Origin of the sequence: Shewanella sp. Sh95 (assembly GCF_001308045.1) — a bacterium.
GTDB lineage: Bacteria > Pseudomonadota > Gammaproteobacteria > Enterobacterales > Shewanellaceae > Shewanella > Shewanella xiamenensis.
The window spans coordinates 139,557-164,423 of the sequence record NZ_LGYY01000235.1 but is presented as its reverse complement, the minus strand read 5'-3'; the positions used below and the strand labels follow the sequence as shown (position 1 = coordinate 164,423).

General features: G+C 47.6%; 20 protein-coding genes. 11 read left to right on the top strand and 9 right to left on the bottom strand.

The window, feature by feature from the left end; genetic code table 11:
• Positions 1 to 5 precede the first annotated feature (5 nt).
• Positions 6 to 965 carry a RimK family alpha-L-glutamate ligase gene (locus tag AEA42_RS17920; RefSeq protein ID WP_037418145.1) on the top strand — a complete coding sequence of 320 codons (960 nt, stop codon included), beginning with the start codon at positions 6 to 8 and terminating at the stop codon, positions 963 to 965.
• Positions 966 to 1,391: 426 nt separating this feature from the next.
• Positions 1,392 to 2,255 carry a hypothetical protein gene (locus tag AEA42_RS17915; RefSeq protein ID WP_055648460.1) on the top strand — a complete coding sequence of 288 codons (864 nt, stop codon included), beginning with the start codon at positions 1,392 to 1,394 and terminating at the stop codon, positions 2,253 to 2,255.
• Between the two features lie 291 nt (positions 2,256 to 2,546).
• Here the strand turns inward: AEA42_RS17915 and AEA42_RS17910 are convergent, their stop codons facing one another.
• On the bottom strand, positions 2,547 to 4,172 hold the full coding sequence (locus AEA42_RS17910) for a M28 family metallopeptidase (protein ID WP_055648439.1): 1,626 nt from the start codon (positions 4,170 to 4,172) through the stop codon (positions 2,547 to 2,549).
• 159 nt (positions 4,173 to 4,331) lie between these two features.
• On the opposite strand from AEA42_RS17910, the gene AEA42_RS17905 reads away from it, so the two are divergent.
• A complete protein-coding gene (locus AEA42_RS17905) occupies positions 4,332 to 5,357 on the top strand; it encodes a GGDEF domain-containing protein (RefSeq protein WP_055648438.1) in 1,026 nt (341 codons plus the stop codon).
• An 80-nt stretch (positions 5,358 to 5,437) separates the two neighbouring features.
• Here AEA42_RS17905 and AEA42_RS17900 read toward each other — a convergent pair whose 3' ends face one another.
• From AEA42_RS17900 to pdsO, 3 genes are read right to left on the bottom strand one after another with little or no spacing between them, the layout of a single operon-like run.
• Positions 5,438 to 6,124, bottom strand: a complete 687-nt coding sequence (locus AEA42_RS17900) for a class GN sortase (protein ID WP_055648437.1) — start codon at positions 6,122 to 6,124, stop codon at positions 5,438 to 5,440.
• Positions 6,125 to 6,133: 9 nt separating this feature from the next.
• The gene (locus AEA42_RS17895; protein ID WP_055648436.1) at positions 6,134 to 8,401 is read right to left on the bottom strand and encodes a marine proteobacterial sortase target protein; all 2,268 of its coding nucleotides are present in this window, start codon (positions 8,399 to 8,401) and stop codon (positions 6,134 to 6,136) included.
• A 45-nt stretch (positions 8,402 to 8,446) separates the two neighbouring features.
• A complete protein-coding gene (gene pdsO, locus AEA42_RS17890; protein WP_055648435.1) occupies positions 8,447 to 9,241 on the bottom strand; it encodes a sortase-associated OmpA-like protein PdsO in 795 nt (264 codons plus the stop codon).
• A gap of 232 nt (positions 9,242 to 9,473) precedes the next feature.
• Here pdsO and pdsR point away from each other — a divergent pair, with 232 nt between their 5' ends.
• From pdsR to AEA42_RS17875, 3 genes are all read left to right on the top strand, one after another.
• Positions 9,474 to 10,166: a proteobacterial dedicated sortase system response regulator gene (pdsR, locus tag AEA42_RS17885; RefSeq protein ID WP_037418159.1), complete on the top strand. Its 693-nt coding sequence runs from the start codon at positions 9,474 to 9,476 to the stop codon at positions 10,164 to 10,166.
• A gap of 32 nt (positions 10,167 to 10,198) precedes the next feature.
• On the top strand, positions 10,199 to 12,358 hold the full coding sequence (pdsS, locus tag AEA42_RS17880; RefSeq protein ID WP_055648434.1) for a proteobacterial dedicated sortase system histidine kinase: 2,160 nt from the start codon (positions 10,199 to 10,201) through the stop codon (positions 12,356 to 12,358).
• Positions 12,359 to 12,483: 125 nt separating this feature from the next.
• Complete coding sequence (locus AEA42_RS17875) at positions 12,484 to 13,683, top strand: cystathionine beta-lyase (protein ID WP_055648433.1); 1,200 nt, start codon at positions 12,484 to 12,486, stop codon at positions 13,681 to 13,683.
• Between the two features lie 95 nt (positions 13,684 to 13,778).
• On the opposite strand, the gene AEA42_RS17870 is transcribed toward AEA42_RS17875, so the two are convergent.
• Together AEA42_RS17870 and yegD are read right to left on the bottom strand one after the other, a co-directional pair.
• Positions 13,779 to 14,276 carry a CreA family protein gene (locus AEA42_RS17870; RefSeq protein ID WP_086024101.1) on the bottom strand — a complete coding sequence of 166 codons (498 nt, stop codon included), beginning with the start codon at positions 14,274 to 14,276 and terminating at the stop codon, positions 13,779 to 13,781.
• Positions 14,277 to 14,298: 22 nt separating this feature from the next.
• Positions 14,299 to 15,753 (bottom strand): molecular chaperone, encoded by a 1,455-nt coding sequence (gene yegD, locus AEA42_RS17865; protein ID WP_055648432.1) that lies wholly within the window; start codon positions 15,751 to 15,753, stop codon positions 14,299 to 14,301.
• A 319-nt stretch (positions 15,754 to 16,072) separates the two neighbouring features.
• Between yegD and ppk1 the strand changes: the two genes are divergently transcribed.
• Together ppk1 and ppx are read left to right on the top strand one after the other, a co-directional pair.
• The gene (gene ppk1, locus AEA42_RS17860; RefSeq protein WP_055648431.1) at positions 16,073 to 18,235 is read left to right on the top strand and encodes a polyphosphate kinase 1; all 2,163 of its coding nucleotides are present in this window, start codon (positions 16,073 to 16,075) and stop codon (positions 18,233 to 18,235) included.
• 42 nt (positions 18,236 to 18,277) lie between these two features.
• Positions 18,278 to 19,795, top strand: coding sequence for an exopolyphosphatase (gene ppx, locus AEA42_RS17855; RefSeq protein ID WP_055648430.1), 1,518 nt, complete (start codon positions 18,278 to 18,280; stop codon positions 19,793 to 19,795).
• A 104-nt stretch (positions 19,796 to 19,899) separates the two neighbouring features.
• Here ppx and AEA42_RS17850 read toward each other — a convergent pair whose 3' ends face one another.
• Positions 19,900 to 20,769 carry an ion transporter gene (locus tag AEA42_RS17850; RefSeq protein ID WP_037418109.1) on the bottom strand — a complete coding sequence of 290 codons (870 nt, stop codon included), beginning with the start codon at positions 20,767 to 20,769 and terminating at the stop codon, positions 19,900 to 19,902.
• Positions 20,770 to 20,926: 157 nt separating this feature from the next.
• On the opposite strand from AEA42_RS17850, the gene AEA42_RS17845 reads away from it, so the two are divergent.
• From AEA42_RS17845 to AEA42_RS17835, 3 genes are all read left to right on the top strand, one after another.
• Positions 20,927 to 21,442, top strand: coding sequence for a L,D-transpeptidase family protein (locus AEA42_RS17845; protein WP_080612373.1), 516 nt, complete (start codon positions 20,927 to 20,929; stop codon positions 21,440 to 21,442).
• 66 nt (positions 21,443 to 21,508) lie between these two features.
• Positions 21,509 to 22,123, top strand: a complete 615-nt coding sequence (locus tag AEA42_RS17840; protein WP_055648429.1) for a VOC family protein — start codon at positions 21,509 to 21,511, stop codon at positions 22,121 to 22,123.
• Positions 22,124 to 22,355: 232 nt separating this feature from the next.
• Positions 22,356 to 22,616 (top strand): DUF5062 family protein, encoded by a 261-nt coding sequence (locus AEA42_RS17835; protein ID WP_055648428.1) that lies wholly within the window; start codon positions 22,356 to 22,358, stop codon positions 22,614 to 22,616.
• Positions 22,617 to 22,671: 55 nt separating this feature from the next.
• Here AEA42_RS17835 and AEA42_RS17830 read toward each other — a convergent pair whose 3' ends face one another.
• Both AEA42_RS17830 and AEA42_RS17825 read right to left on the bottom strand, forming a co-directional pair.
• The gene (locus tag AEA42_RS17830) at positions 22,672 to 23,583 is read right to left on the bottom strand and encodes a M23 family metallopeptidase (protein ID WP_082389672.1); all 912 of its coding nucleotides are present in this window, start codon (positions 23,581 to 23,583) and stop codon (positions 22,672 to 22,674) included.
• A gap of 65 nt (positions 23,584 to 23,648) precedes the next feature.
• Positions 23,649 to 24,524, bottom strand: a complete 876-nt coding sequence (locus AEA42_RS17825) for a 6-carboxytetrahydropterin synthase (protein ID WP_055648427.1) — start codon at positions 24,522 to 24,524, stop codon at positions 23,649 to 23,651.
• Between the last annotated feature and the right edge of the window lie 343 nt (positions 24,525 to 24,867).

Genomic DNA, 24,867 nt, shown 5'->3' with positions numbered 1-24,867 from the left:
ATTAAATGCGTGGTTGGATTTTATATAAAGAAACCGCGACTCAGCTAAAACCTGAATGGTATGAAATCGAACGTCTGTTGGCGGCAGCTAAGGCCGACAATATTGAATTAGCCGTTTATGCGCCGGATGAGTTTGATCTCACCGTGACGAGAGAAGATAACAAAAGTATTTTGTTAAATGGACAACCCGTTGAATTGCCGGATTTTATCATTCCGCGCATGGGTTCTGGCACCACCTACTTTGCGTTGGCAATCATTCGCCATTTAGAACGCTTAGGGGTCTATTGTTTAAATCCTTCAAAAGCCATTGAGATTGTTAAAGATAAGCTCTTCTCCCAGCAATTGTTGGCCGAGAAGAATTTACCGACACCAAAAACCATGTTGGTCAAATTCCCGGTTGATATTGATCTGGTTGAGCGACATTTAGGTTTTCCCGTAGTGATTAAAACGCTCTCAGGCTCTCAAGGCAGTGGTGTATTCTTATCACACAAAGCCCGTGAGTTTGATGACTTAATGCAACTAATTGAAGCGACAAATAAAAACGCCAACATTATTTTGCAAGAGTTCATTGCCAATAGTCATGGCCGCGACTTGCGAGTCTTTACTATTGGCGGACGCGTTGCAGGCTGCTACGAACGACGTGGGCAAGAAGATAGCTTTAAAGCTAATGTCAGTGCGGGTGGCTCGGCGAGGCCCTTTGAAATCACCCCTGAAATCGAATGGCTCGCGACGCAAACCGCCAATATTCTCGATTTAGATGTGGCAGGTATCGATTTATTGTTCGATAACGGCCATTACAAAATCTGCGAAGCCAACTCATCACCTGGGTTTGAAGGATTAGAATCGTGCTTAAATGTGGATATTGCTGCGCAAATTTTGCACTTTATCCGCATCCGTTTAGGCATGTTTAACAAGGACGAGAAAAGCAGCGAGCCAACATCGGCCGCTAACACGCATAACAATTGATGCGGTCTCGTTAAGCTCTTATCGGCGGCTCAGTCTCTACTGGGCCGTTTTTTTAGGCTTTACGACATATTCCCTTCACTAGGGCGCGTTGATGTTTCAGGATTATTTTTGCAGCAATGTGGCTGGCTTTCATGCAAGGCAAAGTCCGTACAGTGTAGTGATTCTACATAAACGGACGATAACGCAGCAGAAACCTCAACACGCCCTAATCACCAAGATGTAAATTACTGTGATCCCTCCCTCAAGCCTGCGATACCAAAGCGATTAACCATACAACTTTTGTTTTAAATCACGAAAATCCACACTTTTCAAAACATTTTATTCACATTTAAAGATTTACTGATACACTCCAAATGGTCATAACTTATGGCACTTAAGTCTGATGTTATCGCTGGATATAATAAGAAGAATACTGGAGTAGCGTTGATTTCCACTCGTCTAACCCCCTTAGTGATCGCCCTTCTCACTTGCACTCCTGTGCTGGCGGGCGAATTCAGCTTGGAGCTAGGGGGATTTTATTCGCAGTCAGATACCAATATGGAAGTGACTAACCCGAATACCGCGAGTAACTTCACCTTAAACTATGAGTCCGATCTGCAACTGGCCGAAAACGAATTTTTGCCCTTTGTTGAGCTAAATTATCACTTCAACGAACGCCATCATCTTTACCTCGACTGGAAACAACTACACCGCACAGCCGAAACCCAAGCCCTTTCCAAACCCTTCCAAATTGAAATTAACGATACAATTTACGATATTAAAGCAGGCGGAAAACTCAGCTCCACCTTAAATATCGATATTCTGCGTGTCGGTTACGGTTTTGATGCAATTCAAGGCAGTAACTATGATGTTGGTTTGTCTCTTGGTTTACACACAATGTTTATCAAGACAGGATTTGAAGGCATTATCGGCGTCTGTAAAGCCTCTGAGTTACTGAATAATGTTTGTGCGAGCCAAGCAATACCGCAAATTGTCGATGAGAATATCACTGCACCACTGCCGGACTTTGGCGTCTATGCTAATTACGAATTTATTTCTGGATGGGATTTAATCACTCACGCCCAGTATTTCTATATCAACCTCAATGATGTCAAAGGCGAGTTGGTTGATATTAAATTAGGCATAGATGCGCAAATTACTCCCAATTGGCGTATGAGTGTTGCCTATAACTACTACAAAGTTGACGTCGATATCGCACAAAAGTCCCCAAATAAAGAGACTCAAATTGCCGATTACAATATTTACTACAGTTTTATCGGCCCCATGCTTTCTGTTAGCTACACCTTCTAGTTAACCTGAACTCGGGATAACGAGTGTCGAAAAAATCTAAATTTAACAAACTAAATCAATGCTACAAATGATTCTTTTGAAAAGAAAAATCTTTTTTCTAACTGAATGCGCAGATTTTTGCGCATATCAAGGCGCTCTGTCGTATGCCATAGCGCGCTATGATGAGACAGAGCAATGCAGAGAGGCCCGAAAAGATGCCTATTCAGCGGCTCTGCTTATCCCGAGCTCAGGTTAATTAATTGAATAAACATAAAAAAGGACGCAGCAGCGTCCTTTTTACCTTAATCGGAATTACTTTTTACGGCCATCCTGCTCACGCTTAGTCTTAAAATCCGATGCTTCTAACCAATGCGGCCAATCTTTACCATTGGCTAAGGTGGTTAACATACTCGCCATCAGATCTAAATCCTGCTTCACCCCTTCGAGGGTCCAGTTTGGATCATAATCATCGGCTCCTTTATGGTATTTATGGGCAATGTAGTCAGGATCCGTATCCCCAAGGCTCATAAATAACAAGCCGGGCACGCCTTGCTGGGCCAGAGCGAAGTGGTCCGATCTAAACATCAAACCATTTTGCGGTCTAGGATCAGCCTTGACAACCCGTCCCTGTGCCTTGGCGGCCTTATCTAAATAACCTTCTAACTCAGACACTCCCTCACCATAGCGCAGAATATAATCTACCCCTTGGTTCATATTCATGCCGTCAATATTTAAAAAAGCGACAATGTTTTTGGTCGGTACACTGGGATGCTGAGCAAAATGCTGAGCACCGATCAGCCCTGTTTCTTCGGCGGTAAAGGCACTAAACAGAATCGAGCGCTCAAGCGGCGCCGTTTTTGCTTGTTTGGCAAAGTAACGCGCAAGAGCTAACACACCTGCCACACCACTGGCATTATCGACCGCACCATTAATGATTTCCGGTTTACCGTCTTCTATCACTGTACCTAAATGATCCCAATGGGCATGCATCATCACCACCTCATCAGGGCGGCTTTTTCCAGGTAATAGTGCCGCCACATTGTGGGATTCGGCGCGTTCAATCGTATTATTTAAACTAACATTCGCCTTTAGCTTTAAGGGAATGGCTTTAAAGTTTGGCTTGGCGGCTTGTTGTTTTAAGGTATCAAAGTCCATACCAGCCTTAGCAAAAATATTTTTGGCGACATCATGTTGCACCCAACCCATCACGCCAACCTGCCCTTGATTATTGTTTGCATCGATGAGGGTAAACTTGGTACCTGTGTTAGAGTTTTGCACGACACCCCAGCCATAGGCTGCGGGTTCAGTTTCATGCACAATAAAAACAGCTTCAGCACCTTGGCGAGCAGCTTCTTCGTATTTGTAAGTCCAGCGGCCATAGTAGGTCATGGCATTGCCTTTAAAGACCTTGGGATCTTGAGTTGCAAAACCAGGGTCATTGACCAGCACTATCACGGTTTTACCTTTTACATCGAGTCCCTGATAGTCATTCCAACCATATTCAGGCGCATTAATACCATAACCGACAAACACCACATCGCTATTACTGAGGTTGACTTTATCGCTAATTCTCTGGGTTCTGGCGGTAAACTCGCTGCCATTGGCAAACTTAAGCCCTCCCATATCGAGCTGCATATTTTGATCGGCGGTAATTTTCGCCAGTGGCACAGCCTGCAAGTAACTATCGCCAAATCCAGGCTTAAGCCCCATTTCTTTGAAGGCTTTCTCAAGATATTGAATGGTGAGTTGCTCGCCTTCGGATAAGGGCGCTCGGCCGCCAAAGGCGTCACTGGCTAAGGTTTTTACATCAGTACGATATTGGTTCAAATCCATGCTGTCACTCAACGACTGGGCGGCAACAGCGGGCAAGGACAGTAAGGCGCTTAAGGCACTCGTAAGGATGAAATTTTTCAAGAGTTTCTCCCAAGTTATTATCATTATTTAGTTTTAGCGATAAACTCTAACATATCCCCTTTGCCTTTTGGCAGGTTTATTCACCCCGCTTTTGGCTTGAGTTGTAACGGGATTTGACGAGCAAAATACTTACCCCTATGTGGTGCACATAGTTTATCGATTTATATTTATTGGGATTAATCCATGTCACGAGATTTATTACAAACCGCAGCCTTAAATCTTAAAAAAGCGGTTCCCTTAATGCTCAAGCATCAAATCCCCACGACTCCCATTAATTACGCTCTTTGGTATACCTACGTGGGGGAACAAAATCCGGCATTAAATGCACAGCTCGATACGGTTATCGCCCATTACAATACCTGCCCTCCCGTGAGTAGTGAGCTGTTATATCGTCAATATGTGGCAGACCCCATAGAACTGAATGTGCGAGATATGCGGCTAAACCTTGAGGCCATGGCCACTGAGTTATCGCAGTCGATTAAGGATACCAATCTGGATGCGACTGAGTTTCAAACCTGTATCCATAATAACTTTGCCAAACTGAATGGTATCGAAGAAGGCACGCTCAGTGTTGAGCAAGTGCTCGATTTAGTACGTAATTTGGTCAAAGAATCCGACAATATTCGCTCGAGCACCGAGTTTTTTACCGCTCAATTGCAAAAAGCTCAGACAGAGATTGATGCACTGAAGCAAAAGCTTGAGAAAACAGAAAAAGATATGCTTTATGACGCGCTGACAGGCTGTTTAAACCGCCGCGCCTTTGATGCCGATATCGCCGGAATGCTAGCGCAAGCAGGGGAAGGAACCTGCCTAATCTTAGTTGATATCGATCATTTTAAAGCGTTCAATGACAACTATGGCCACCAGTTAGGCGATCAAGTATTAAAAGCGGTCGCGAAACGCTTACAGGAAGCCTGTCGAGATGGCTGTAAGTTGTACCGCTTTGGCGGTGAAGAATTTGCCATTTTAGTACCCAAGAGCCAGTTGAGAATTTCGCGACAACTGGCCGAAGCGATGCGCCGCGGGCTTGAAAAACTAAGCCTTAAAGATAGGCGCAAAGACCAGCGAGTCGATAATATTACTGCATCATTTGGCGTTGCCCAATGGCAAGAAAAGCAATCTGTTGAGCAGCTGATTGAAAAAACAGATAAATTGCTTTACGAAGCCAAACGTCTAGGCCGTAATCGAGTCATGCCGATCAACAGCTAATGCCACGCTCATTCTATGGTAGCGATAACTCGTCAAACAATAAGCAGGCCGAGTGACTACTCAGCCTGCTTTAGCGATTATTAAGCTACCTTTTGCGGAATTTCGACCATATCTTTACTTTGATCAAATAGTTGTGGAGCATTTGTAGGTGAGGTAATCGGCACTGCTTGCACTACAAATCGCAGTTCCGCCCCACCTTGCAACGCATCGAAGGGATAGCAAGTGATGAGCGTTAAACGATTATCGTCAGTTGCCGCCATTAACTCGGTTTGCGATTCGTGCACCACCTCAGTCGCCACTACTTGATAAACAATTTCCTTGCCCGTCGCGGTTTGCAGCGCTAAGCGGCGTCCAACACTAATACCATTTAACATCGCAAAATGCGTATCCCTGTGCCCGGCAATCACTGTGTTGCCTTGCGCGCCAGCGGGCGTACTCGATAGTACTAAAGCAGGCCCGAAGGCCAAATTACGGCCAGATGCGCCCGCCAGCACATATAAGCTGTCGTTGGATGCCGGACCATCGAAGTGATTCGGTCTTTTAGCCTGCTCGATGGAGAGCTTAGCCACGGGATAGGTATCGGCCCAGGACCAAGGTTTATGGGACTGACCATCGATTAAGGTTTTAGCCCAAGCTTGTTCAATCAAATATTGGGCAAAGTGTGCTTTCGCTTGCATATAGAATCCTTTTCCAAACAACGTGATGCCGATTAATACCAATCCCACCAGCAACCCTATTTGTATCTGTTGAGTCACGCGCATACTCATGGACATGACTCAAGTGTGTAGCGCTAATGACAGCGCGCGTTGCTGCCGCTGCTGGCGACGAATCGACAGCGCCAACATCAAGGCAAGCAGTAACACGCCGCCCCCTAAGAGCATGTCGAAACGGCTCGAGGTCGATGTTTGTGGCAAAACGCCCATTGGCTGCCACCCCAAGGGTAAATGCTGGCGCACCACAGTATCGCGGCTCATGGCATTGCTGGCGATAGGGGTTAAATCCACCGCGACCAAGCTGGTATAGGGGCTGACTAAGTGATAATTCAGCGACAGCACCGTGACCTGCTGTTTGACCTTGTCATCGTTAGCGCCGTTTTTACTCAACTCTAAGGCCGCAATCTGTTTGCGCGCCCAGAGTAAATCGAGTCCCGCCGCGGGCTGCGCAGCATCAGTTGTAGAATTGCTTGCGTCATTGGCTTGCAAAGATAACGACTGTTGCCAGTTTTTATGGCCCTGACGACCGGAGATCACGAGTTCCTCAGGGTCACGTGGGTGGCGCTTTAGGCTGATCAATACCGGTTCACCGCGGTAAAGATCGGGGATTGGCGCTGGCCAGTAGTCAGGTACAGATCCATCGTCAAAGCGCACCTGTAAATCGGTGAGTACCGGATACTGGATTTTGCCCAGTAATTGGCTAATCTTTTGCTCCACTTCATCCACATCACCAATGTAAGTAAAAGTGCCACGCCCAAATTCAGCCGCACGCTGCATAAAATGCGAGTTCGGCGCCGAGCCAATGCCTACGGTGAAAAGACGGTTGTCGCCGATTTGATTGCGGATTAACTCAAATAGCGCCGATTCATTGCCGACGGAGCCATCGGTCATAAAGATCACTTGTCTTAACGACTGATCCTCAGCCGACGCTGTGTTAAACGCCTGTCTTGGCAGCGCGGCATTTAAAGCCAGCGCCATTTCAGTACCGCCATCGGCCTGCAAACGATTCACAAACTGACGCGCCTTGTCCAGATTACTCGCTGTCGCGGGCAGCGGTGTTGGCGATAGTAAAGACACATCGGAGTTAAATTCGATTATGTTAAAACTGTCCTGTGGCCTTAAACCGCGCAGCGCATAACGCAGGGCATTTTTCGCCTGAATAATGGAATCTCCCGCCATCGACCCCGAAGTATCAATCACTAAAATAAGCTCACGGGGCAAGTTAACTCGTTCACTGGCCTCGACTTTGGGCGGCAGAACCATCACTAAGCTGTAGTTATCTGTATTGCTACTATTACCAGTTGGACCTGTATCCGCACTCGCATTGTCGTCCTGCGTCGTATGGGTTTTGCCTGCTTGGTTGAATACCCAAGCCACGGGACTGGTGCCCTGCTTAAGACGCCATTGCAGCACAAAGTCACGATTGGCGGGCACATGATTAGCCAAGGCCACCGTCAGTTTCCCCTGTTTTTCATCAATCGTAATGGGATGATACGGACTCACCACGGCTGATTTGTCCACCCCTTCACCGAGTTTGACCTTAATATCGGCCTTTAGCACAGGGTCTGCCTCGCTATTGGCGTTGCGGATCGGGGCGATAATCCGGTCGGCATCGAAGACTTGGCTGCTGGTCACACGCTCACTCTGGTTTACTGTTAGCGCTAACCCAGGAATATAGCGCGGCGCTACCACCAGCGGAAAACGTAGGCTAAAGAGACCATCTTCATAATGAATGGTTTCTTGATAGCTGATTTCGACCACCAACTTTTCATCGGGTGCGAGGTTGGCGACTTCGGTAGTGAACATATTGGGCCGTTCTTGACTGACTAAACTGGCGCGTTTTCCTTCGGCTTTGGCCTGTTCAAAAATCTGCTTTGCTTGCTGTTTTAGGTGAATTTGACCTTCGATGATCCGCTCACCGATATGTAAACGCAGTGAGTCTACTGCCGCCTCATTGGGTAAAGGGAACAGATAGCGGCCATTGAGGACAAATCCCGTTTGATTACTGAACACCTGCTTTACGCTCACCCTATTGGTTAACCCAGAGACCTGCATCGACACTTGCGTGTCCACGGGTAAAGATGGCATTAAACGGCCGCTGGCGGTTTGATACACCAACATCCCTTGGGTGACATCATCGAAACTAAAAGCTGGCAATGTGCTCGCCGTGTGTTCTTCGAAGGTCGCCGCAATATTTTGTGGTGCCGATAATGTGCCCACACTGTTTGGTGAAGCTAACACCGCAAAGGGGAGCCCCCAACAGATGGAGGCGCCGATCATTAGCATCGCCAGTGTTTGACAAACTTCTTTTACCCTTTTCCCTGTGATCATCACAAAGGCTCCTGATCTTGATTGAATACGATTGATATTGTTGAATTATTCGGTCACGCGGCTCGCCATCAGCCCTTGGTTAGGCTGCATGGTCAGAGTGACTCGGCGATCGAACACATCGGATTCACTGTCTTGCTGATCATTGAGTGGCATTCCGGCGCCGAAGGCTTGGGTGGTGATCCGCTCGGGGGCTACGCCTTGTTTAATCAAGTAGCCCCGCACTTCTAACAAACGTTGCTCCGAGAGCGCTTGGTTGTAGGCCAGATCACCGCGGCGGTCGGCATAACCTTTCAGCTCGAGATTGGACTCGCTCAAGCGCTTCATCACCTTGGCGACATTGTCTAATTGGGGCAAAAAATGGCTTTCAAGCTCCGCAGAGCCAGTACGAAACTGCACATTCATACCCAGCGCCAATTCACTAAACAGTTGTTGTTGCTCGGCGAGCAGTTCATCGAGTTGCTTTTGGGTTAAGGCGTATTCGGCGGCGCGTTGCTCGCTAGCCTGTTGTTTGGCCGATAAGCTCGTCAATTGTTGACGCTGCAAGGCAATATGTTGTTGCTGAGTTTTAACCGTGTCGGTATCAGATACCGACTGGCCGATTAAGGTGCCAGTAAATCCGCCGATAATGGCGCCAACGGGGCCACCCACTAGGGCGCCAAGTAGCGCTCCGCCGCCAAGACCTATCAGCGCTTCGCCGTCATCCTCCTCTTGCTCAAGCATCTCTGTCTGTGGCTCTATGAGCAGAGGTTGATTTTGTAGCGACACCTTTGCCGATACATTGGCGATGGGCGCAGCGAACACACTTAGGATCAACATATTAATTAGCGTCTTTTTCATCATCTCATTCCTTTTGATTTGTGCTGCGTTTACCCGCCTAAGTCATTAGCGCGGCCGGTAAAACGGAATGAGCGTATTAAACACAAGTGCCATGGCATAAGCGGGGATGGAAAATGGCAATGCGACTATCAATTGTGGCAACAAAATGGCAATTGCATTCGGGAGCTTTTCTCAGAAATAAATTCCTGTATAGTCACGAAAACTTATCCCCAGCAGTCAATAGGAAGATGGCTAAATGAAACGTATCGCCATTGTGGAAGATGAAGCGGCCATTCGCGAAAATTACAAGGATGTGTTGCAGCAACACGGTTACAGTGTGCAAACCTATGCCGACAGGCCATCGGCCATGTTGGCGTTTAATACCCGTCTGCCGGATTTAGCCATTATCGATATTGGCCTTGGCAATGAGATTGACGGCGGTTTTATGCTGTGTCAGTCCCTACGCGCCATGTCAAACACTCTGCCGATCATCTTCTTAACCGCGCGGGATAGCGATTTTGATACTGTGTGCGGCCTGCGTTTAGGCGCCGATGATTACCTGAGCAAAGAAGTGAGCTTCCCCCATTTGACCGCTCGTTTAGCAGCGCTGTTTCGCCGCTCTGAGTTAGCCACCAGCCAAACATCGCAGGAGAATTTACTGGAGCGCGGACCGCTCACCATCGACGCCAATCGAATGCTGGTTTCTTGGAATCAGATCCCGATAGAACTCACAGTCACCGAGTTTTGGATGGTGCACGCCCTTGCCAAACACCCGGGGCACGTCCGAAGCCGCCATGAGCTGATGCAGGAGGCGAAGATTTTTGTCGATGACAGCACTATCACCTCCCATGTGAAGCGCATCCGTAAGAAGTTTATGGCTGCCGCGCCCGAATTTGATTGTATCGATACCGTTTATGGTATGGGCTATCGCTGGGACAGCCTAGCCTAAACCATGCCAAATAGCAGATTAGCCAGCATTCTATGACACGTTTTCCCTTCGGTCTTCGCACTAAAGTCATTGGCCTTAGCCTGTTTTTACTCTGCCTACCTTGGCTGGGGTACCAATATGTGTGGGAGATGGAAAAATACCTGCGCCACGGTCAGGAACGCACCTTAGAGGGCACCACCCAAGCCTTAGCGACCGCACTGCACGAGCGCCCCAAGCTGTTCGACGGTCAGGCGAGCTTTTTAAAGCAGGTGGAAAAGAGTCGCGATCTCTATGCTTACCCCTTAGCGGGCGCGATTCTGCTCGATGGCAAACTCAATGAATGGCAGGAATATCAGCACAGATTTATCCAGTACGGTGAGGCGAATCTCATCATGCGTGCCGATCCCAGCACGTCGCTCACCTTAAGTTTTACCCATATGGTGGGTCAGTACGATGGTTATCTGTATGCCTTTTTTCAGGTGGTCGATCCCAATGTGGTATTTCGTGGCAAAAATGCCTTAAGTGTCGATAGGAACGATCACCTGTCGATTGCGACCCTTGCTCCCGACAATAAATTTAAGCGTTATATCGTGGCCACGACTCAGCCCGGTTGGATCAGTGCCTTCGAGCTGCCCGCCAATCCTAAACAAACCGTGCCAGTGACACCCGAAGTCCGTATTCAAGGGCAATGGGCGACCACGGATGTGGGCTACAATATCGAGCTGCGTATCCCCTTAGATATGGTGGGCAGCAAACTGGGATTTGCCATTGCCGATGTGAATGACAGCAAATACCGCGATGTGACCGCAGTGGTTGGCACCTCGGCCTTAGATACCGTCGACAAGCTGGGCACAGTGTTGGTGCCCTCACCCGAAATTGAAAGTATTATCAAAGGCATGAGCCACTACAGCTCACGAATTTGGGTGGTCGATAAACACGGCCGTGTGCTCGCGAAGTCTGGCGATATCCGTGACAGCAACAGTGTGTGGACGCGCACCCTCGATGATGAAAACAGCAACTCGATGTGGCAACGTTTTCAGCGCGACTACCTGCACCCGCTCTACTATAAAATCCTCACTAAACCGCCGAAGGATTTTATCGATTCCCTACAGGACTCGACCGAGCTAGACGGTAGCCATATTCAAAAGGCACTTGCGGGACAACAAAGCTCGACCTGGCGACTGACGCCGGACAATAAAGCAGTGGTGTTGGCGGCCGCCAGCCCCATTTGGATTGATAACAATGTGATGGGCGCCGTGTTGGCCGAAGAAACCACCCACGGTATTCGCACCCTGCGTAACCGCGCGCTGGAAAAACTGTTTAACGTGATCCTGACCATTATGAGCATGGGCACCTTAGCGCTGTTTTTCTTCGCCTCGAGTATTTCGAATCGTATCCGCAAACTGCGCGATGAAGCCGAGAATGCTATCGACAGCCAAGGCCGGGTGCGTAACCATTTAAAACCCTCCAAGGCGCGGGACGAGATTGGCGACTTATCCCGCAGTTTTGCCAGCATTGTCGGTCGTTTGGGTCAATACACTCATTATTTAGAGAATATGTCGTCACGCTTATCCCATGAGCTACGTACTCCTGTTGCTGTGGTGCGTTCCTCTTTAGAACACTTAAATCTGCAAACCTTAGATAAAGACACCCAAAAATATGTCGACCGCGCCCAAGAAGGGGTAAGCCGTTTAAGCATGATTTTGAACAATATGAGTGAGGCAACGCGCCTCGAGCAGAGCTTAACTCAGGCTGATGTGACTAAGTTCCCGCTGTCCCAAGTAGTGAGCGGTTGTATGCAAGGCTATCAAATGACCTACCCTGAGCAGCAATTTAGCGTCAAAGTGCCTGAGCAGCCGTTGATGATGCAGGGCGTGCCCGAATACATCGCCCAATTGATGGACAAACTTATCGCTAACGCAATCGAGTTTTGTCATCAAGGCAGTGCAATTGAAGTGACTCTCACCCAAGTTGGCAAACAAGCCACATTGCTTATCAGTAACTTAGGGCCGCAGTTGCCAGTGGATATGTCGGAGCAGATCTTCGATTCCATGGTCTCGTTGCGGGCCAATCAAGCCCAAGACAAACCTCACCTTGGCTTAGGGTTGTATATTGCGCGGCTTGTGACTGAGTTCCACCAAGGGAAGATTTTGGCCCGTAATCGCAGCGAAAACGATGGGGTCGATATTCTGGTCACCCTGCCGCTTAGCTAATACAAAGACTTACAACTTGAGGCAAACTCATCTGTTTGCCTCCTGCCATTTTAACGGGCAGATGCTAAGATGACGGCCATCACAATGGATAACAACATAAAAACTGACTTGCCAAGGTAAGCCCTATGACAGATAAACATCAGCTAGCCACCCAAATCGTCAGCGTCGGTCGAGATAAAAAATGGACCAAGGGTGTGATTAATCCGCCCGTATTTCGCGCATCGACTATCGTCTTCGACACCATGGAAGATATGCGTCACGCCGCCAAAAACAAAACCAATGGCGAAATGTTTTATGGCCGCCGCGGCACCCCAACCCACTTTGCGTTTCAAGCGGCGATCAGTGAGCTAGAAGGTGGCGCAGGTACGGCGCTGTATCCCTCGGGTGCGGCAGCGATTAGCGCGGCTTTATTATCCTTTTTACAGGCGGGCGATCACCTGCTGATGGTCGACAGTGTTTATGAGCCGACCCGCGATCTTTGCAGCCATATTCTGGCGGGCTTTAATATTGAGACTACCTATTACGATCCCCTGATTGGTGAAGGTATTCGCGCGCTTATCCGCCCCAACACTAAGGTGCTGTTTTTAGAGTCTCCTGGCTCCATCACCATGGAAGTACAGGACGTCCCGACCCTATGCCGTATCGCCCATGAACATGGATTAGTGACTATTCTCGACAACACTTGGGCCTCGCCAATCAATAGCAAACCCTTCGAGATGGGTGTCGATGTGTCGATTCAAGCCGCGACTAAATATATCGTCGGTCACTCTGATGTAATGATTGGCACCGCAACCGCCAACGAAAAGCACTGGCCGCAGCTGCGTGAGCGCAGTTATTTATTGGGACAAACCACCTCCCCTGACGATGTGTATCTCGCCACACGCGGATTACGCACCCTAGGCGTGCGCATGGCGCAGCATGAGAAAAATGCCCTTAAAGTGGCTAACTGGTTGAAAACTCGCCCCGAGGTTGACCATTTACGTCACCCCGCCTTTGATACCTGCCCAGGACATGCGTTCTTTAAACGCGACTTTAGCGCCTCAAATGGTTTGTTTTCCTTTGTATTAAAGCAAGGGGATCAGGAGGCGGTCACCGCGCTCGTTGAAAATATGCAGCATTTTAAAATGGGCTTTTCTTGGGGCGGTTATGAGAGTCTGATCCTAGGGATTTTCGGAATTGAAAAAATCCGTAGCGCCACTCAATGGGATGCAAGCAAACCATTGATCCGTGTGCATATTGGCCTAGAAGATCCCGATGATTTAATTGCCGATCTCAGCGCAGGCTTCGAGCGCTTTAATGCCGTACTCGCTGCCAAGGCCAAATAAGGCTTAAACAGATTATGTGCTAAACAGTGAAGGCGAGAGCTTACCCGCCTTCACTGTGCCCCACTATCGTATTACTTCGGCTTAATCCACTTTTACTATTTTGGCTGCGCCGCACTTATTGCGGGGTCAACCCACGCCTGAGAGCCGTATAAAGGCACGGTCGATAAGGCATGCTTGTGGCTGCCATTAGTCTCTTTGGTTGAATAAGACAAATACAACAGGGTTTGATTGGGCGCATCGTAAATTCGGCGCACTTTTAAAGTTTTAAATAAGATACTTAAGGATTCGGTAAAGACTACTTCGCCGTGTTTGCTCTTATCGATTTTGGCGATATCGGCGGCGGAAATCGGCCCCGTTTGACGGCAGCTAATGCCCATATCGGAGGGATCGGCAAAATCAAGATTCGCTTCGATACGACTAATATGGCAGGTCACACCGGGGATTTTCGGGTCTTGCTTGGCATCGATAATCACGTCTTTCGTGGTAAATAAACCGAGGCTCACTTTGCCCACATCATCACCACAGCCCGTGAGCAGTGTCCCCGCCAACGTCACGGCCAGCAAAGACATTAAAGCCTGATTAACTTTCTTCATCTGTTTATCCTTATTCATCATCCTATTGAGCAAAACGCTTTTGTGCCCAGCGCGTTAAGCCAGCCGTCACCGAACCAAAGTGATCCCCAACCACCACAGGCGTATTGGGATAAAGGCTAGTGATTTTAGCGTAAATTGCTGGGCTTCGTGCGGTACCGCCCGTCACATAAATCACATCGGGTTGGCACTCATAGGTTCCAGCCTCGACAGCCAGTTCTTCTGGTGCTAATCCATTGCCAGCAAGACTCTTGGCCGCCTGAGTCAGTGCTTGGTGCATTAAGGCTTCTATCTTAGTCAATGACGGTTCAATGGCATTTTCAAAACAATCGCGACTCACTTCAACATTGAGCTTGGCCTCAATAAATTCCAATGAACTTTCAGTTGTTTGGGCCTCAGACAAGGCTATTTTAGCTCGCTCGGCTAAACGTACAATTTGGTAGCTTAACTGTTGTTGCTGCACTTTGAGCAATCTTTTTAATAAATGTGGCTGCTCAGCGTCTTTGATCAGTTCATCTATCAACTTGCGAGTGCTTAAGGTGGCAAACTCACGCTGGGCACTGATATCGTTTACTGCCACCGCATTCCAAAAGGGATTACTCGGCATAGGTTTACCATTACTCATCAGCGAACCTAAACCAAAGTGCGGCATAAAGGCATTCATCGCCAATGCGATATCCAGATCGTTACCACCAATACGCTGGCCGCTGTGGCCAAGACAATCGGCACTGCGGTCGAAATTCGCCTGATGCTTAGGCCCCATTTTAACTACAGAACAGTCGGTGGTACCGCCACCGACGTCGACTACCAGTACGGTTTGATCGGATTTGAGGCTGGCTTCATAGTCCATACCCGCGGCAAGCGGCTCAAACAGAAATGCCACATCGACAAACCCCGCCCGTTTCGCGGCTAAGGTTAAAATGGCCTCGGCTTGGCGGTTGCTCTCTTCACCACCAATACCCTGAAAGTTCACCGGGCGACCAATCACTGCATGGGTAATGCTGGCTTCGCCTGCGGATGTTACGCCCTTTTCGGCGAGTACGGCTTCGGCGCGCATTTTAATGTACTGCATCATTAAAGTGACTATGTCTTCAAACAGGGCGACTTGCTCGGGTCTAAGGCCAGTTGCACCTAAAAAGGATTTTGGCGAACGGACATAAAAACCTTCTTCCGGCATTTCAAGATACGCGGCCACGGCCAGCTCACCCACAAACACCGCTGGCGTCTCGGCATCGAGATCTAATTCATGACGTACCATACGGGCGCGGCTTAATTGCGCGGCGCGCTTTTGGGCATAATCGGCTTTTAATTCTGTGGGAAGAGCGCGATAAACGGCTTCGGCAATTAACTCTCGGTCCATCGCATATAGCGTTGACGGTAAATAAGTTGAATCGGTGGATATTGGTAAGAGTGATACTTCATCTCCCTGCATGATCCCAACGGCACAGTTGGCACTGCCATAATCAAATCCAACAAACATCCGCTTACCTCTAAGTCATACCACAATAAAAAGCCGAGCACGTTAACACAGTTTGCCTCAATCCCAAAGAAAGCCTAGTGCATATCCTACCCTTTACCTTGTAAACTCGTGACTAGCCAACGTTAAGTTAAAGTCACATTTTTGTCACAATGGTCATCAATCTGACATATTCCGTTCGTATCTTTATGGACTTATGACTTTCGCCCGAAGGGGAATTTGCCTTTAAATCCCTTCATTTGTAGCAGTAAATCTGATTGCACTCCGATGTATGAATGCTATTGTATACTGCGCCATGACGCTTGCTTAAAGGAGCTGTGCAGTGTCCCCGAATACCGATAAACTGTCGATTGATAAAGAACTCTCTTGGTTGTCATTTAATGAGCGAGTGCTGCAAGAGGCCTGCGACCCCAATGTGCCGATTGTTGAGCGCGTGCGCTTTTTGGGTATATTCTCCAATAATATGGATGAGTTTTTCAGGGTGCGGGTCGCAGCAGTTAGGCGCTCTATATTACTGTCTTCCCTGCAGGAAGGGCGTAGTAATAGTCGTCACTTAATGGCAAAAATTCAATCCAAAGTGATGGCACTGCAGGAGCGTTTCGACAGTATCTATGCCGAGCTGATGCGCGAATTAGTTCGCCGTAATATATTGTTAATTAATGAAAAACAATTAAGCGACTTCCATAGTAACTGGCTTAAAAAGCATTTTCGCGATCATTTTAAACGCCATATAGCGCCGCTTATCGTCAATAACAATCGCGACCTCGTAAAACATATCAACGATGATGCAACTTACCTTTGCGTATGCTTATACACTAAGTTGCGCAGACAATATGCTCTCGTAGAGGTACCCACCAAAAATGTCCCGCGTTTTATTGAGTTACCAGCAGAGAAATCTAAAGCCAAAAAATACCTGATCCTGCTGGATAATATTATCCGCCACTGTGTGGATGAGTTGTTTGGACCGTTTTTTGAATACGATGCGATTGAAGTTTATTCGATGAAGCTCACCCGCGATGCGGATTTTGATATTACCGATGAGCTAGAACAAACTCAGCTAGAAAAAATGACCAAGGGCCTGAAAAAGCGCCTGACGGCTGAACCTGTGCGTTTGGTATACGACAAAGAAATGCCCGAACATATGCTTGAAATGCTAAAGGAAAATTTAAATATCAGCTCTACTGAATGTTTGATCCCAGGCGGGCGTTACCACAGTTTCAAAGACTTTATTGGCTTCCCCAATCCCAGCCGTGATTACCTCGAAAACGAGAAACTGCCCGCGCTGAATAGCTCGGGCTTTGGCCGCAGTGCCAACAGTTTCGATGCGATCAAAATGGGCGATATTATGCTTAATTATCCGTACCATAAGTTCTCCCACTTTACGGAAATGGTACGTCAAGCCGCCTACGATCCTGCGGTACGGTTTATTCGCATCAATCTGTACCGGGTAGCGAAAAAATCCCATGTGATGCAGTCACTTATCGATGCAGTCAAAAATGGTAAACAAGTCACTGCGGTAATAGAACTACGGGCTAGATTTGACGAGCAATCCAACATTGAATGGACGCGAGTACTCGCCGAAGCCGGCGTAAAGGTCCACCATGGGATCACCAGCTTAAAAGTACACTCTAAGTTGTGCTTAATTGGCCGTGAAGAGCAAGGCGAAATGAAGCTTTACTGCCATGTCGGCTCAGGCAACTTTAACGAAGGCACGGCACGGGTCTATACCGATTTGTCCCTCTTTACCGCCAATCAGGAAATCGCCCGCGAAGTGGAGCAAGTGTTCGACTTAATTGAACATCCCTACCGCCGTGATAACTTCCAGCATTTGATTGTGTCACCCTATGATGCGCGACAAAAGCTCACCCATTTGATTGATAAAGAGATTGTTAACGCCCAAAGCCATATTAAGGCGGCGATTACTTTAAAATTGAATAACTTACTCGATGAGTCTCTAGTACAAAAGCTCTATGAAGCATCAGCTGCGGGCGTCAAAGTCAAATTATTGATCCGCGGAATTTGCTCGCTGATACCGCAAATTCCGGGGATCAGCGATAACATCGAAGTCTACAGTATTGTCGACCGCTTTTTGGAGCACTCTCGGGTGATGCTATTTCACGCGGGTGGCGAAAATAAGTTGTTTATTTGCTCCGCCGATTGGATGAGCCGCAATATTGATAACCGTGTTGAAGTGAGCGTACCAATCTATGATCCGCGTCTAAAACAAATGGTGATGGATATTTTATCGTTACAATTCAACGATAATACTAAGGCTCGCATTATCAATAAGGAACAGAGTAATCCTTATCGTAATCGCGGTAATAAACGTAAAGTGCGTTCTCAAATTGCCATTTATCAATATCTGATTAATTATGAAAAGCGGTTGCAGCAAGAATTAAACGCCCAACGGGAAGCTGCAAAGCTTGAAGCAGAGCAAACACAAGCGCTGACTCTCGATCCCGCATTACAGGCCAAAGCCAGCTAACGCTGGCTTTATTTTAGTCTCGATTGCCTAAGGATAATCCGATTGGTTGCCACACATTCACAGCCGCGACACTTTGTCGCCATCGACATGGGCTCAAACAGTTTTCACTTGGTTATCGCCCGAGAGCAAGACGGCAGTTTGCAGATATTACACAAAGAAAAACAGCAAGTTCAGTTAGCGACAGGTCTCAATGCGCAAAATATTCTCAGTGCTGATGCAATCGAACGCGGCCTAAATTGCCTACGGGACTTTAATCAGCGTTTTTCAAACCTTGACCAAGCACAGGTACGCTTAGTCGCCACCCACACCTTAAGAGTGGCTAAAAATCGTGAGCAGTTTATTGAGGCAGCGCTGCGTATTATGCCTTACCCAGTGGAGGTAATTTCTGGCCATGAAGAAGCGCGGCTCATTTATAACGGCATTGCCCAAAGCCAAGTACTTGGGAAACGTAATATCGTTATCGATATCGGTGGCGGCTCTACCGAAGTGGTGCTCGGGCAAAAAAATACCCCTACCCATTTATCGAGCCTACGCTGTGGCTGCGTGAGTTTTAATGAACGCTTTTTTATCGATGGACAAATTACTCCAGCGTCGTTTCGCGGGGCGCAAAGCGCTGCCGACAAACAATTTGCTTCACTGTCGAAGGAATATTTCAGTGGCGATTGGGACTTAGTGCTCGGCAGCTCAGGCACCGTAAAAGCTATTTGCGAAGCAATCCAAGAAGAACATGGTGATGAAGTCGTCACCCTCGCCCGCCTCAAACAATTAAAGCTGAAACTGATTAAGTGCGGACACATCAGCCAAGTGCACTTTGCTAATGTCGATGATAAACGCACGCCGCTAGTGCCTGCTGGCCTTGCGATTTTAATCAGCTTTTTTAGACGCTTACCCATTGAGCAATTGGAGTTTAGTCCAGGCGCCCTGCGCGAAGGCGTGCTCTACGAATTAGCCAAAATCGGCCAATATCAAGACATTCGCCACCGCACCGTTGACAGTATTGCCCAGCTTTACCATGTGGATATGCCCCATGCGGCTAAAGTGCGTGACACCGCCATGGCGCTGTTTGAGCAAGTCGCCGATGAATGGAGATTAAGACCCCATGCACGCTTACTCTCCTACGCTGCGACCCTGCATGAAATTGGGTTACACATCAACTCCAAGGCATTACATAAACACGGTGCTTATATCATTAGTAACAGTGACTTACCGGGTTTTAGTGAGGCGCTGCAACAGGATTTAGCCAGACTGATTGCTAACCATCGTAAGAAACCCAATGAATTGCTACTGGCCGAATTAGAGCCTAGCCACAAACTCACCCTCATTCGTCTCGCCTGTCTACTGCGCTTGGCAGTATTAGTGCATTTAGGCCGTATTGCTAAAGCCTTAGTGCTTGAGAAAATCCAAGTGGTTCCAGATGGCCTCATGCTAGTGCTACCCAGCCATAAACGTAAAATTAGCCTGTTTATGAAGGATTTGCAGCGGGAACAGAAACAAATGGCGTCCCTAGGGATGCAACTGCGTTTTGTTTCAAGCCTTGAGCAGCGCCAAGAGAAACCGTAAGAAGTAAAAAGTGGCATGCTAAACAAGCATCGCCAGTGAATAAAAGCATTTCATCCCTCAGAGACATTGAGTGCTCTAAGGGATGAGCTGATAAACGCCTTATGCTATTTATCCCCCTTCCCTTGAGGTATCTCGAGCTTATCAAGCTCACAACCACAGCGATTACAGTAGGTTGCATCTAAATCATGACCCATTTTATGGCATTGATTACAAGTACGCAGATCCCTATGCCGTCCCGCTTCTTGGGAAATTTCAGCGGTTAAAATGCCCGTAGGGATCGCAATAATGGAGTAACCCAGCAACATGGTAAATGCGGCAATCGCTTGGCCTAGTTCGGTTTTCGGCGTGATATCTCCGTATCCTACCGTCGTGATGGTCACAATAGTCCAATATACTGACTTAGGAATAGAGCTAAAGCCATTCTCAGGCCCCTCAACGACATACATCACGGCACTTAATACCATGATGATTAAACTCACCGAAAAGAAAAATAGGAACACTTTACGGCTAGATTGCATCATCGCCTTAAGCAGCAAATTACCCTCGCTTAAGTAGCGCAGTAATTTAAGCACCCTAAAAATCCGAAAAAGTCGCAGCACACGAATCACTAAGGTGAAATTAGCTCCAGGAATAAACAGCGCGAGATAACTGGGCAGTACCGATAATAAATCCACTAACCCATAAAAACTGCGGGCATACAGTACAGGATGGGTCGCGCAATAAAGCCTCAAACCGTATTCAACGGTAAAAATCAGCGTAAACACCCACTCTAACACCCGAATAATGTGTCCATAATCCCGATGAAACGCTTCAACTGTGTCAAGAAACACCAACGCCACACTCAGTACAATACAAATGATCAGACCAAGATCAAAATAACGGCCTGCGGGTGTATCGGTACCAAAAATAATGATGCGTAATTTACGTTTAAATGGGCTTTCAGTGTCCAGTTTTTCAAGCGAATGGTTTGACATAGGGGAAAACATCCTTGCGGTAAATAGCGTTATCTGCTCCTAATTGCCAAAGTCTGCCATGCAATTGCTACTCGCTCAAAATTATCTACTCACATTGGCAAAAATTTGCGGTATGATGCGCAAAAAAAGCGTTAACAGCGTCATTTTAGAGGAAGACATGCGCGTACCACTACTTTCCAAATCCATTACTGTGGCAATAACTCTCGCCGCACTGATTTCTCCCCAAGTGCTCGCCTCATCGAGTATTGGCAAAGTCGATTTAGTGGTAATCACTAAGTCTGAATCCAATATGGCCTTATTAAGGGATGGCAAAGTCCTGAAACAATATCGCATTGCTATGGGTGACTTGCCGACAGGCCATAAGTTGACTGAAGGCGACCAACGTACACCACAGGGCCGTTATATTCTGGACTATAAAAAGTCCGATAGCGCCTATTATAAGTCCATCCATATTTCTTATCCGAATGAAGAAGATAAGCTAAGAGCCAAGGCGCTAGGGATCAGACCCGGTGGCATGATCATGATCCATGGCCAGAACCCACGCTCGCCTCTCCCTCCTGAGCAAGCACAGCAATACAACTGGACCGATGGTTGTATCGCCATTACTAACGCCGAGATGGACGAAGTGTGGAAAGCCGTTGATGAAGGTACACCCATCGAGATTTGGCCCTAAGCCATCACAGAATACGCCCAGTTAAATGGGCGTTTTTATTTGTGTTACCTGCTTTAAGGATTTTTGATGTCAACAGCAAACACAGAAGCTAATGTATTGAGCTTCGAAGCATTAGAACAGACATGGCCTGAATTTGAGGCGAAGATATTAGCGTTTCTAGACCAATTGGGCTTAACAGATAAAGCATTGCATTGCGATCATGTCGCCCTGAGGGTGAACAGTATCGCCGCTGCCGATGCACTCAAGCAAGCCTTAAGTGCCCGCGGGCGGATCATCTCGGATAATCAAATTAATGGTCGCACAATCCTGATCATTGAACTGGATAAGCCCTTAAGACTCGGCAACTTTAGCATCGACTGTGTCGAACTCCCCTATCCTGGCGATACCGTTTATTCTCAAGAAGGCTGGGAGCATATCGAGCTGGTATTGCCATCCACTGCACAGGACTGCGACAGTCTAAGCCAAGAACTGACTCATTTGAGCCCCTCACTGGTGCCATTACTCCAAGGGCATTCGGCATCCTTAACCGAAGCGCCAATAAAAGTGAAATTTAGCTCACCTAAGGGCGATAAAGAACGCTTAGCTAACCCAACCATCGCCTTTAAACAAGCCGATGTCTGTATCAAAATCCACCCGCACAGCATTAAAGCGGTTATCGCCAGCGAACAGGCGGAGATATAAGATCAATCGAGGCGCAAACCGTTGACATTAGGAATGTGACAGTAATTCCAATGACATATAATGGATTGCATGAAACAGGCAGTTTGCGAAAAAATCAGCAGCAATAACGGTTGAAATAGCCTAGATTCAAGCTATTAACACTTTGGTTAGTCATTAGATTTTCTCGATTTTGTGTTATCGACCACGGGAGTCGCCGATGCGCATTGCCGTGATACCCATAAGGATGCAGCACATGAAGCCACATAAGCACGAGGCACAGCTACTCAAACTCGCCCTCGAAATTGGGATCGGCTACGCCAAAAAACGCGGTTTTGATGACTTTGACAAGGGTGTGTCGCCCAAGGATAAAGTGGAATGTATTTATCGACTTTTAGTGACCGATAATCTGATCCAACCCTTAGCAAAAGATAAAGAAGACGGCCCGAATATGAAGCACAAACTAGTGCTGTGGATCATCCGCCATCTGCCCGCAGACCATCCCTTATTACAATAAAATAACTAAGCTCAAGAAGAAAATAGCGCCGAGATTGGCGCTATTGAGCTCTCAATTATTTAGCGTTTTTTTGCGCTTTTTCCGCCGCCAACACAGTGGCCATCGGTGGGACTATGGTCGTAGGATCGAGGCGCATTTGGAACCAATTCAATCGCCAATCTAAATGCGGACCATTCGCTCGTCCTGTCGCCCCAACTTCAGCCACAGCTTGCCCTTGCTTAACGGTTTCGCCCGCATTCACATAGAGTTTGCTTAAGTGTAAAAAACTTGAACTCACGCCATAGCCATGGTCGATAACCATAGTCCCGCCTGAATAAAACATATCGGGAACCGACAGGCTAATCACCCCATCGGCGGGTGCGACCACCACAGTGCCGGTTTTCGCCGCCACATCCACACCAAAATGTGGGTTGCCTGGGACATCGTTATAAATACGCTGACTACCATATACACCCGAGATCCTGCCGGTTAATGGCCAAATAAACGATTGTAAAAACGCGGTTTGTTCACTAAAAGTCCCGCGTGCCGCTTTGACCTGCGCCGTATCCTTTGCTGCTCGCTCCTGCGCCACGGGATCGGGCTTCATAATCTTATTACTGATCCCTTTAACATTCTGAATATTGTACTCTCGCTTCTTGATATTTAACGGTTTAACTTCAGTTAAGCCATCGGGATACATCAAACGTAATTCTTGAGTCAGCTGCGCATCTCTATCAAAACCAAAGGCAAAATGACCATCAGGCGTCACTTTAACGGCCTCGCCATTAAGACTTACCTGCGTACCCGCTGGTGCTTTACCACGAATTAACGCACCCTGTTCAAATTTACCGTCAAAACTCACTTGTGCTTGAGTCGATAAGCTAAACAGGGTCAAAAGTGGCAATAACGCCACCTTACAAGTGCGCGATAGCATGTTCGGCAACGTTTTTAACAACTTAGGTAGAGCATTAGGTACAGCGTTTAGCATATTTTCAAAAATCCTTATTCAAACAATAACGCCCTAAAGATTAGGGCGTTAAAAAATCGACAGGGTTAATTCCCTTTGGTCACTATGGCGCCTTTACCCACACCTTCGTAGGCAATCACAGTAAACTGGCTTGAAGGCACTTTCGTGGCTAAAGTGGTTGCCATATAGTCTGCCAGCAATTCGACCGTGGTATCGTGCGGGATCAAATCACAACATTCCTTGGGCATCGCCAGTTGGAAATCCCCCTGAGGCGCTTGATAATGGAAACCATAATGGCTGTCATCGCTGATCCGCGTTTGTGGCGATAGGTTTAACGTCTTCACCGAGACTAAATCCTCTTCGCTACCGAGGTAGATATCGTGCCAACGCTTGGCCCAATACTCATCCCATTTCGGCGCGGACACTCCATTCTCAAACACTTGTACTGGGCTGCGATGACCATGGGCAATCCGCTGGCAATTACCATCGTGTTTACGCAAACCATGGCTATAGTGATAGTAAGGCGCGTTCAGGATCTCATGCCTTAAAGTGAGGCTAATTCCTTCAACATTATCGGGCAGAGTTTCCCGTAGGGCTTTTTGTAAAAAGGCGTTAACGCTTGGAATATCAATCTGTTCCGATGGAACGAGTGCAAAGGCTTGGGAAGGACAGGCTAAATGGATCTCACCGAGCGCGCTATCGAAATCCATCCACACCCGATCGCCCTGCTGCTGCCAACGCACGCCGCTGCAGGCAGTAGGCACCAATAAACGATGGTCCGCCACCGCATCAATCGTGTGCTTAATCGCACGTTTGACCTTGGCAAAATCGAGCACCATATTTTGCTCGTCTAGACCGCCTTCTAATACCACATCAACAATCCAGCTTTCCCCCACCATGCCACGCTTTGGGCACAGGTAAGAAAAATCGATCACGGTTAAATCTTTTACAAACAGTTGCATTGACTCTCCTCGGCAGAAAAACAGTCCACCTTAATAGGGATTGCGCCACTTAGCGATGGCCGAGCACGCTCACTTGGACAGACACCAAGCTTACCCAAATAATAAGGATTCTAATCAATTCTGCTTCGCCCCGCGACAAATGAATCCTTTCTTAGATACTTTTTATCTTAAGACATGTGTTAACGAACTTGAGCCCACCATAATTTGCTATCGCAATTAGTAACAAACACGAAATAACGCAAACCGTTTAATCGGTCATATCGTGACCGACAGATAGTTTCAGCCGCACACTAATAGACACTACAGATTAGCAAGCAAAACCCTAAACGAAACACCGCAAACC

What these genes read in the sequence shown, in the direction of transcription:
- AEA42_RS17920 (WP_037418145.1), top strand. Translation starts at nt 6, where the DNA reads ATGCGTGGTTGGATTTTATATAAAGAAACCGCGACTCAGCTAAAACCT.
- AEA42_RS17910 (WP_055648439.1), bottom strand. Translation starts at nt 4,172, where the DNA reads ATGATAATAACTTGGGAGAAACTCTTGAAAAATTTCATCCTTACGAGT.
- AEA42_RS17905 (WP_055648438.1), top strand. Translation starts at nt 4,332, where the DNA reads ATGTCACGAGATTTATTACAAACCGCAGCCTTAAATCTTAAAAAAGCG.
- AEA42_RS17900 (WP_055648437.1), bottom strand. Translation starts at nt 6,124, where the DNA reads ATGAGTATGCGCGTGACTCAACAGATACAAATAGGGTTGCTGGTGGGA.
- AEA42_RS17895 (WP_055648436.1), bottom strand. Translation starts at nt 8,401, where the DNA reads ATGATCACAGGGAAAAGGGTAAAAGAAGTTTGTCAAACACTGGCGATG.
- pdsO (WP_055648435.1), bottom strand. Translation starts at nt 9,241, where the DNA reads ATGATGAAAAAGACGCTAATTAATATGTTGATCCTAAGTGTGTTCGCT.
- pdsR (WP_037418159.1), top strand. Translation starts at nt 9,474, where the DNA reads ATGAAACGTATCGCCATTGTGGAAGATGAAGCGGCCATTCGCGAAAAT.
- pdsS (WP_055648434.1), top strand. Translation starts at nt 10,199, where the DNA reads ATGACACGTTTTCCCTTCGGTCTTCGCACTAAAGTCATTGGCCTTAGC.
- AEA42_RS17875 (WP_055648433.1), top strand. Translation starts at nt 12,484, where the DNA reads ATGACAGATAAACATCAGCTAGCCACCCAAATCGTCAGCGTCGGTCGA.
- AEA42_RS17870 (WP_086024101.1), bottom strand. Translation starts at nt 14,276, where the DNA reads ATGAAGAAAGTTAATCAGGCTTTAATGTCTTTGCTGGCCGTGACGTTG.
- yegD (WP_055648432.1), bottom strand. Translation starts at nt 15,753, where the DNA reads ATGTTTGTTGGATTTGATTATGGCAGTGCCAACTGTGCCGTTGGGATC.
- AEA42_RS17850 (WP_037418109.1), bottom strand. Translation starts at nt 20,769, where the DNA reads ATGTCAAACCATTCGCTTGAAAAACTGGACACTGAAAGCCCATTTAAA.
- AEA42_RS17845 (WP_080612373.1), top strand. Translation starts at nt 20,927, where the DNA reads ATGCGCGTACCACTACTTTCCAAATCCATTACTGTGGCAATAACTCTC.
- AEA42_RS17840 (WP_055648429.1), top strand. Translation starts at nt 21,509, where the DNA reads ATGTCAACAGCAAACACAGAAGCTAATGTATTGAGCTTCGAAGCATTA.
- AEA42_RS17835 (WP_055648428.1), top strand. Translation starts at nt 22,356, where the DNA reads ATGAAGCCACATAAGCACGAGGCACAGCTACTCAAACTCGCCCTCGAA.
- AEA42_RS17830 (WP_082389672.1), bottom strand. Translation starts at nt 23,583, where the DNA reads ATGCTAAACGCTGTACCTAATGCTCTACCTAAGTTGTTAAAAACGTTG.
- AEA42_RS17825 (WP_055648427.1), bottom strand. Translation starts at nt 24,524, where the DNA reads ATGCAACTGTTTGTAAAAGATTTAACCGTGATCGATTTTTCTTACCTG.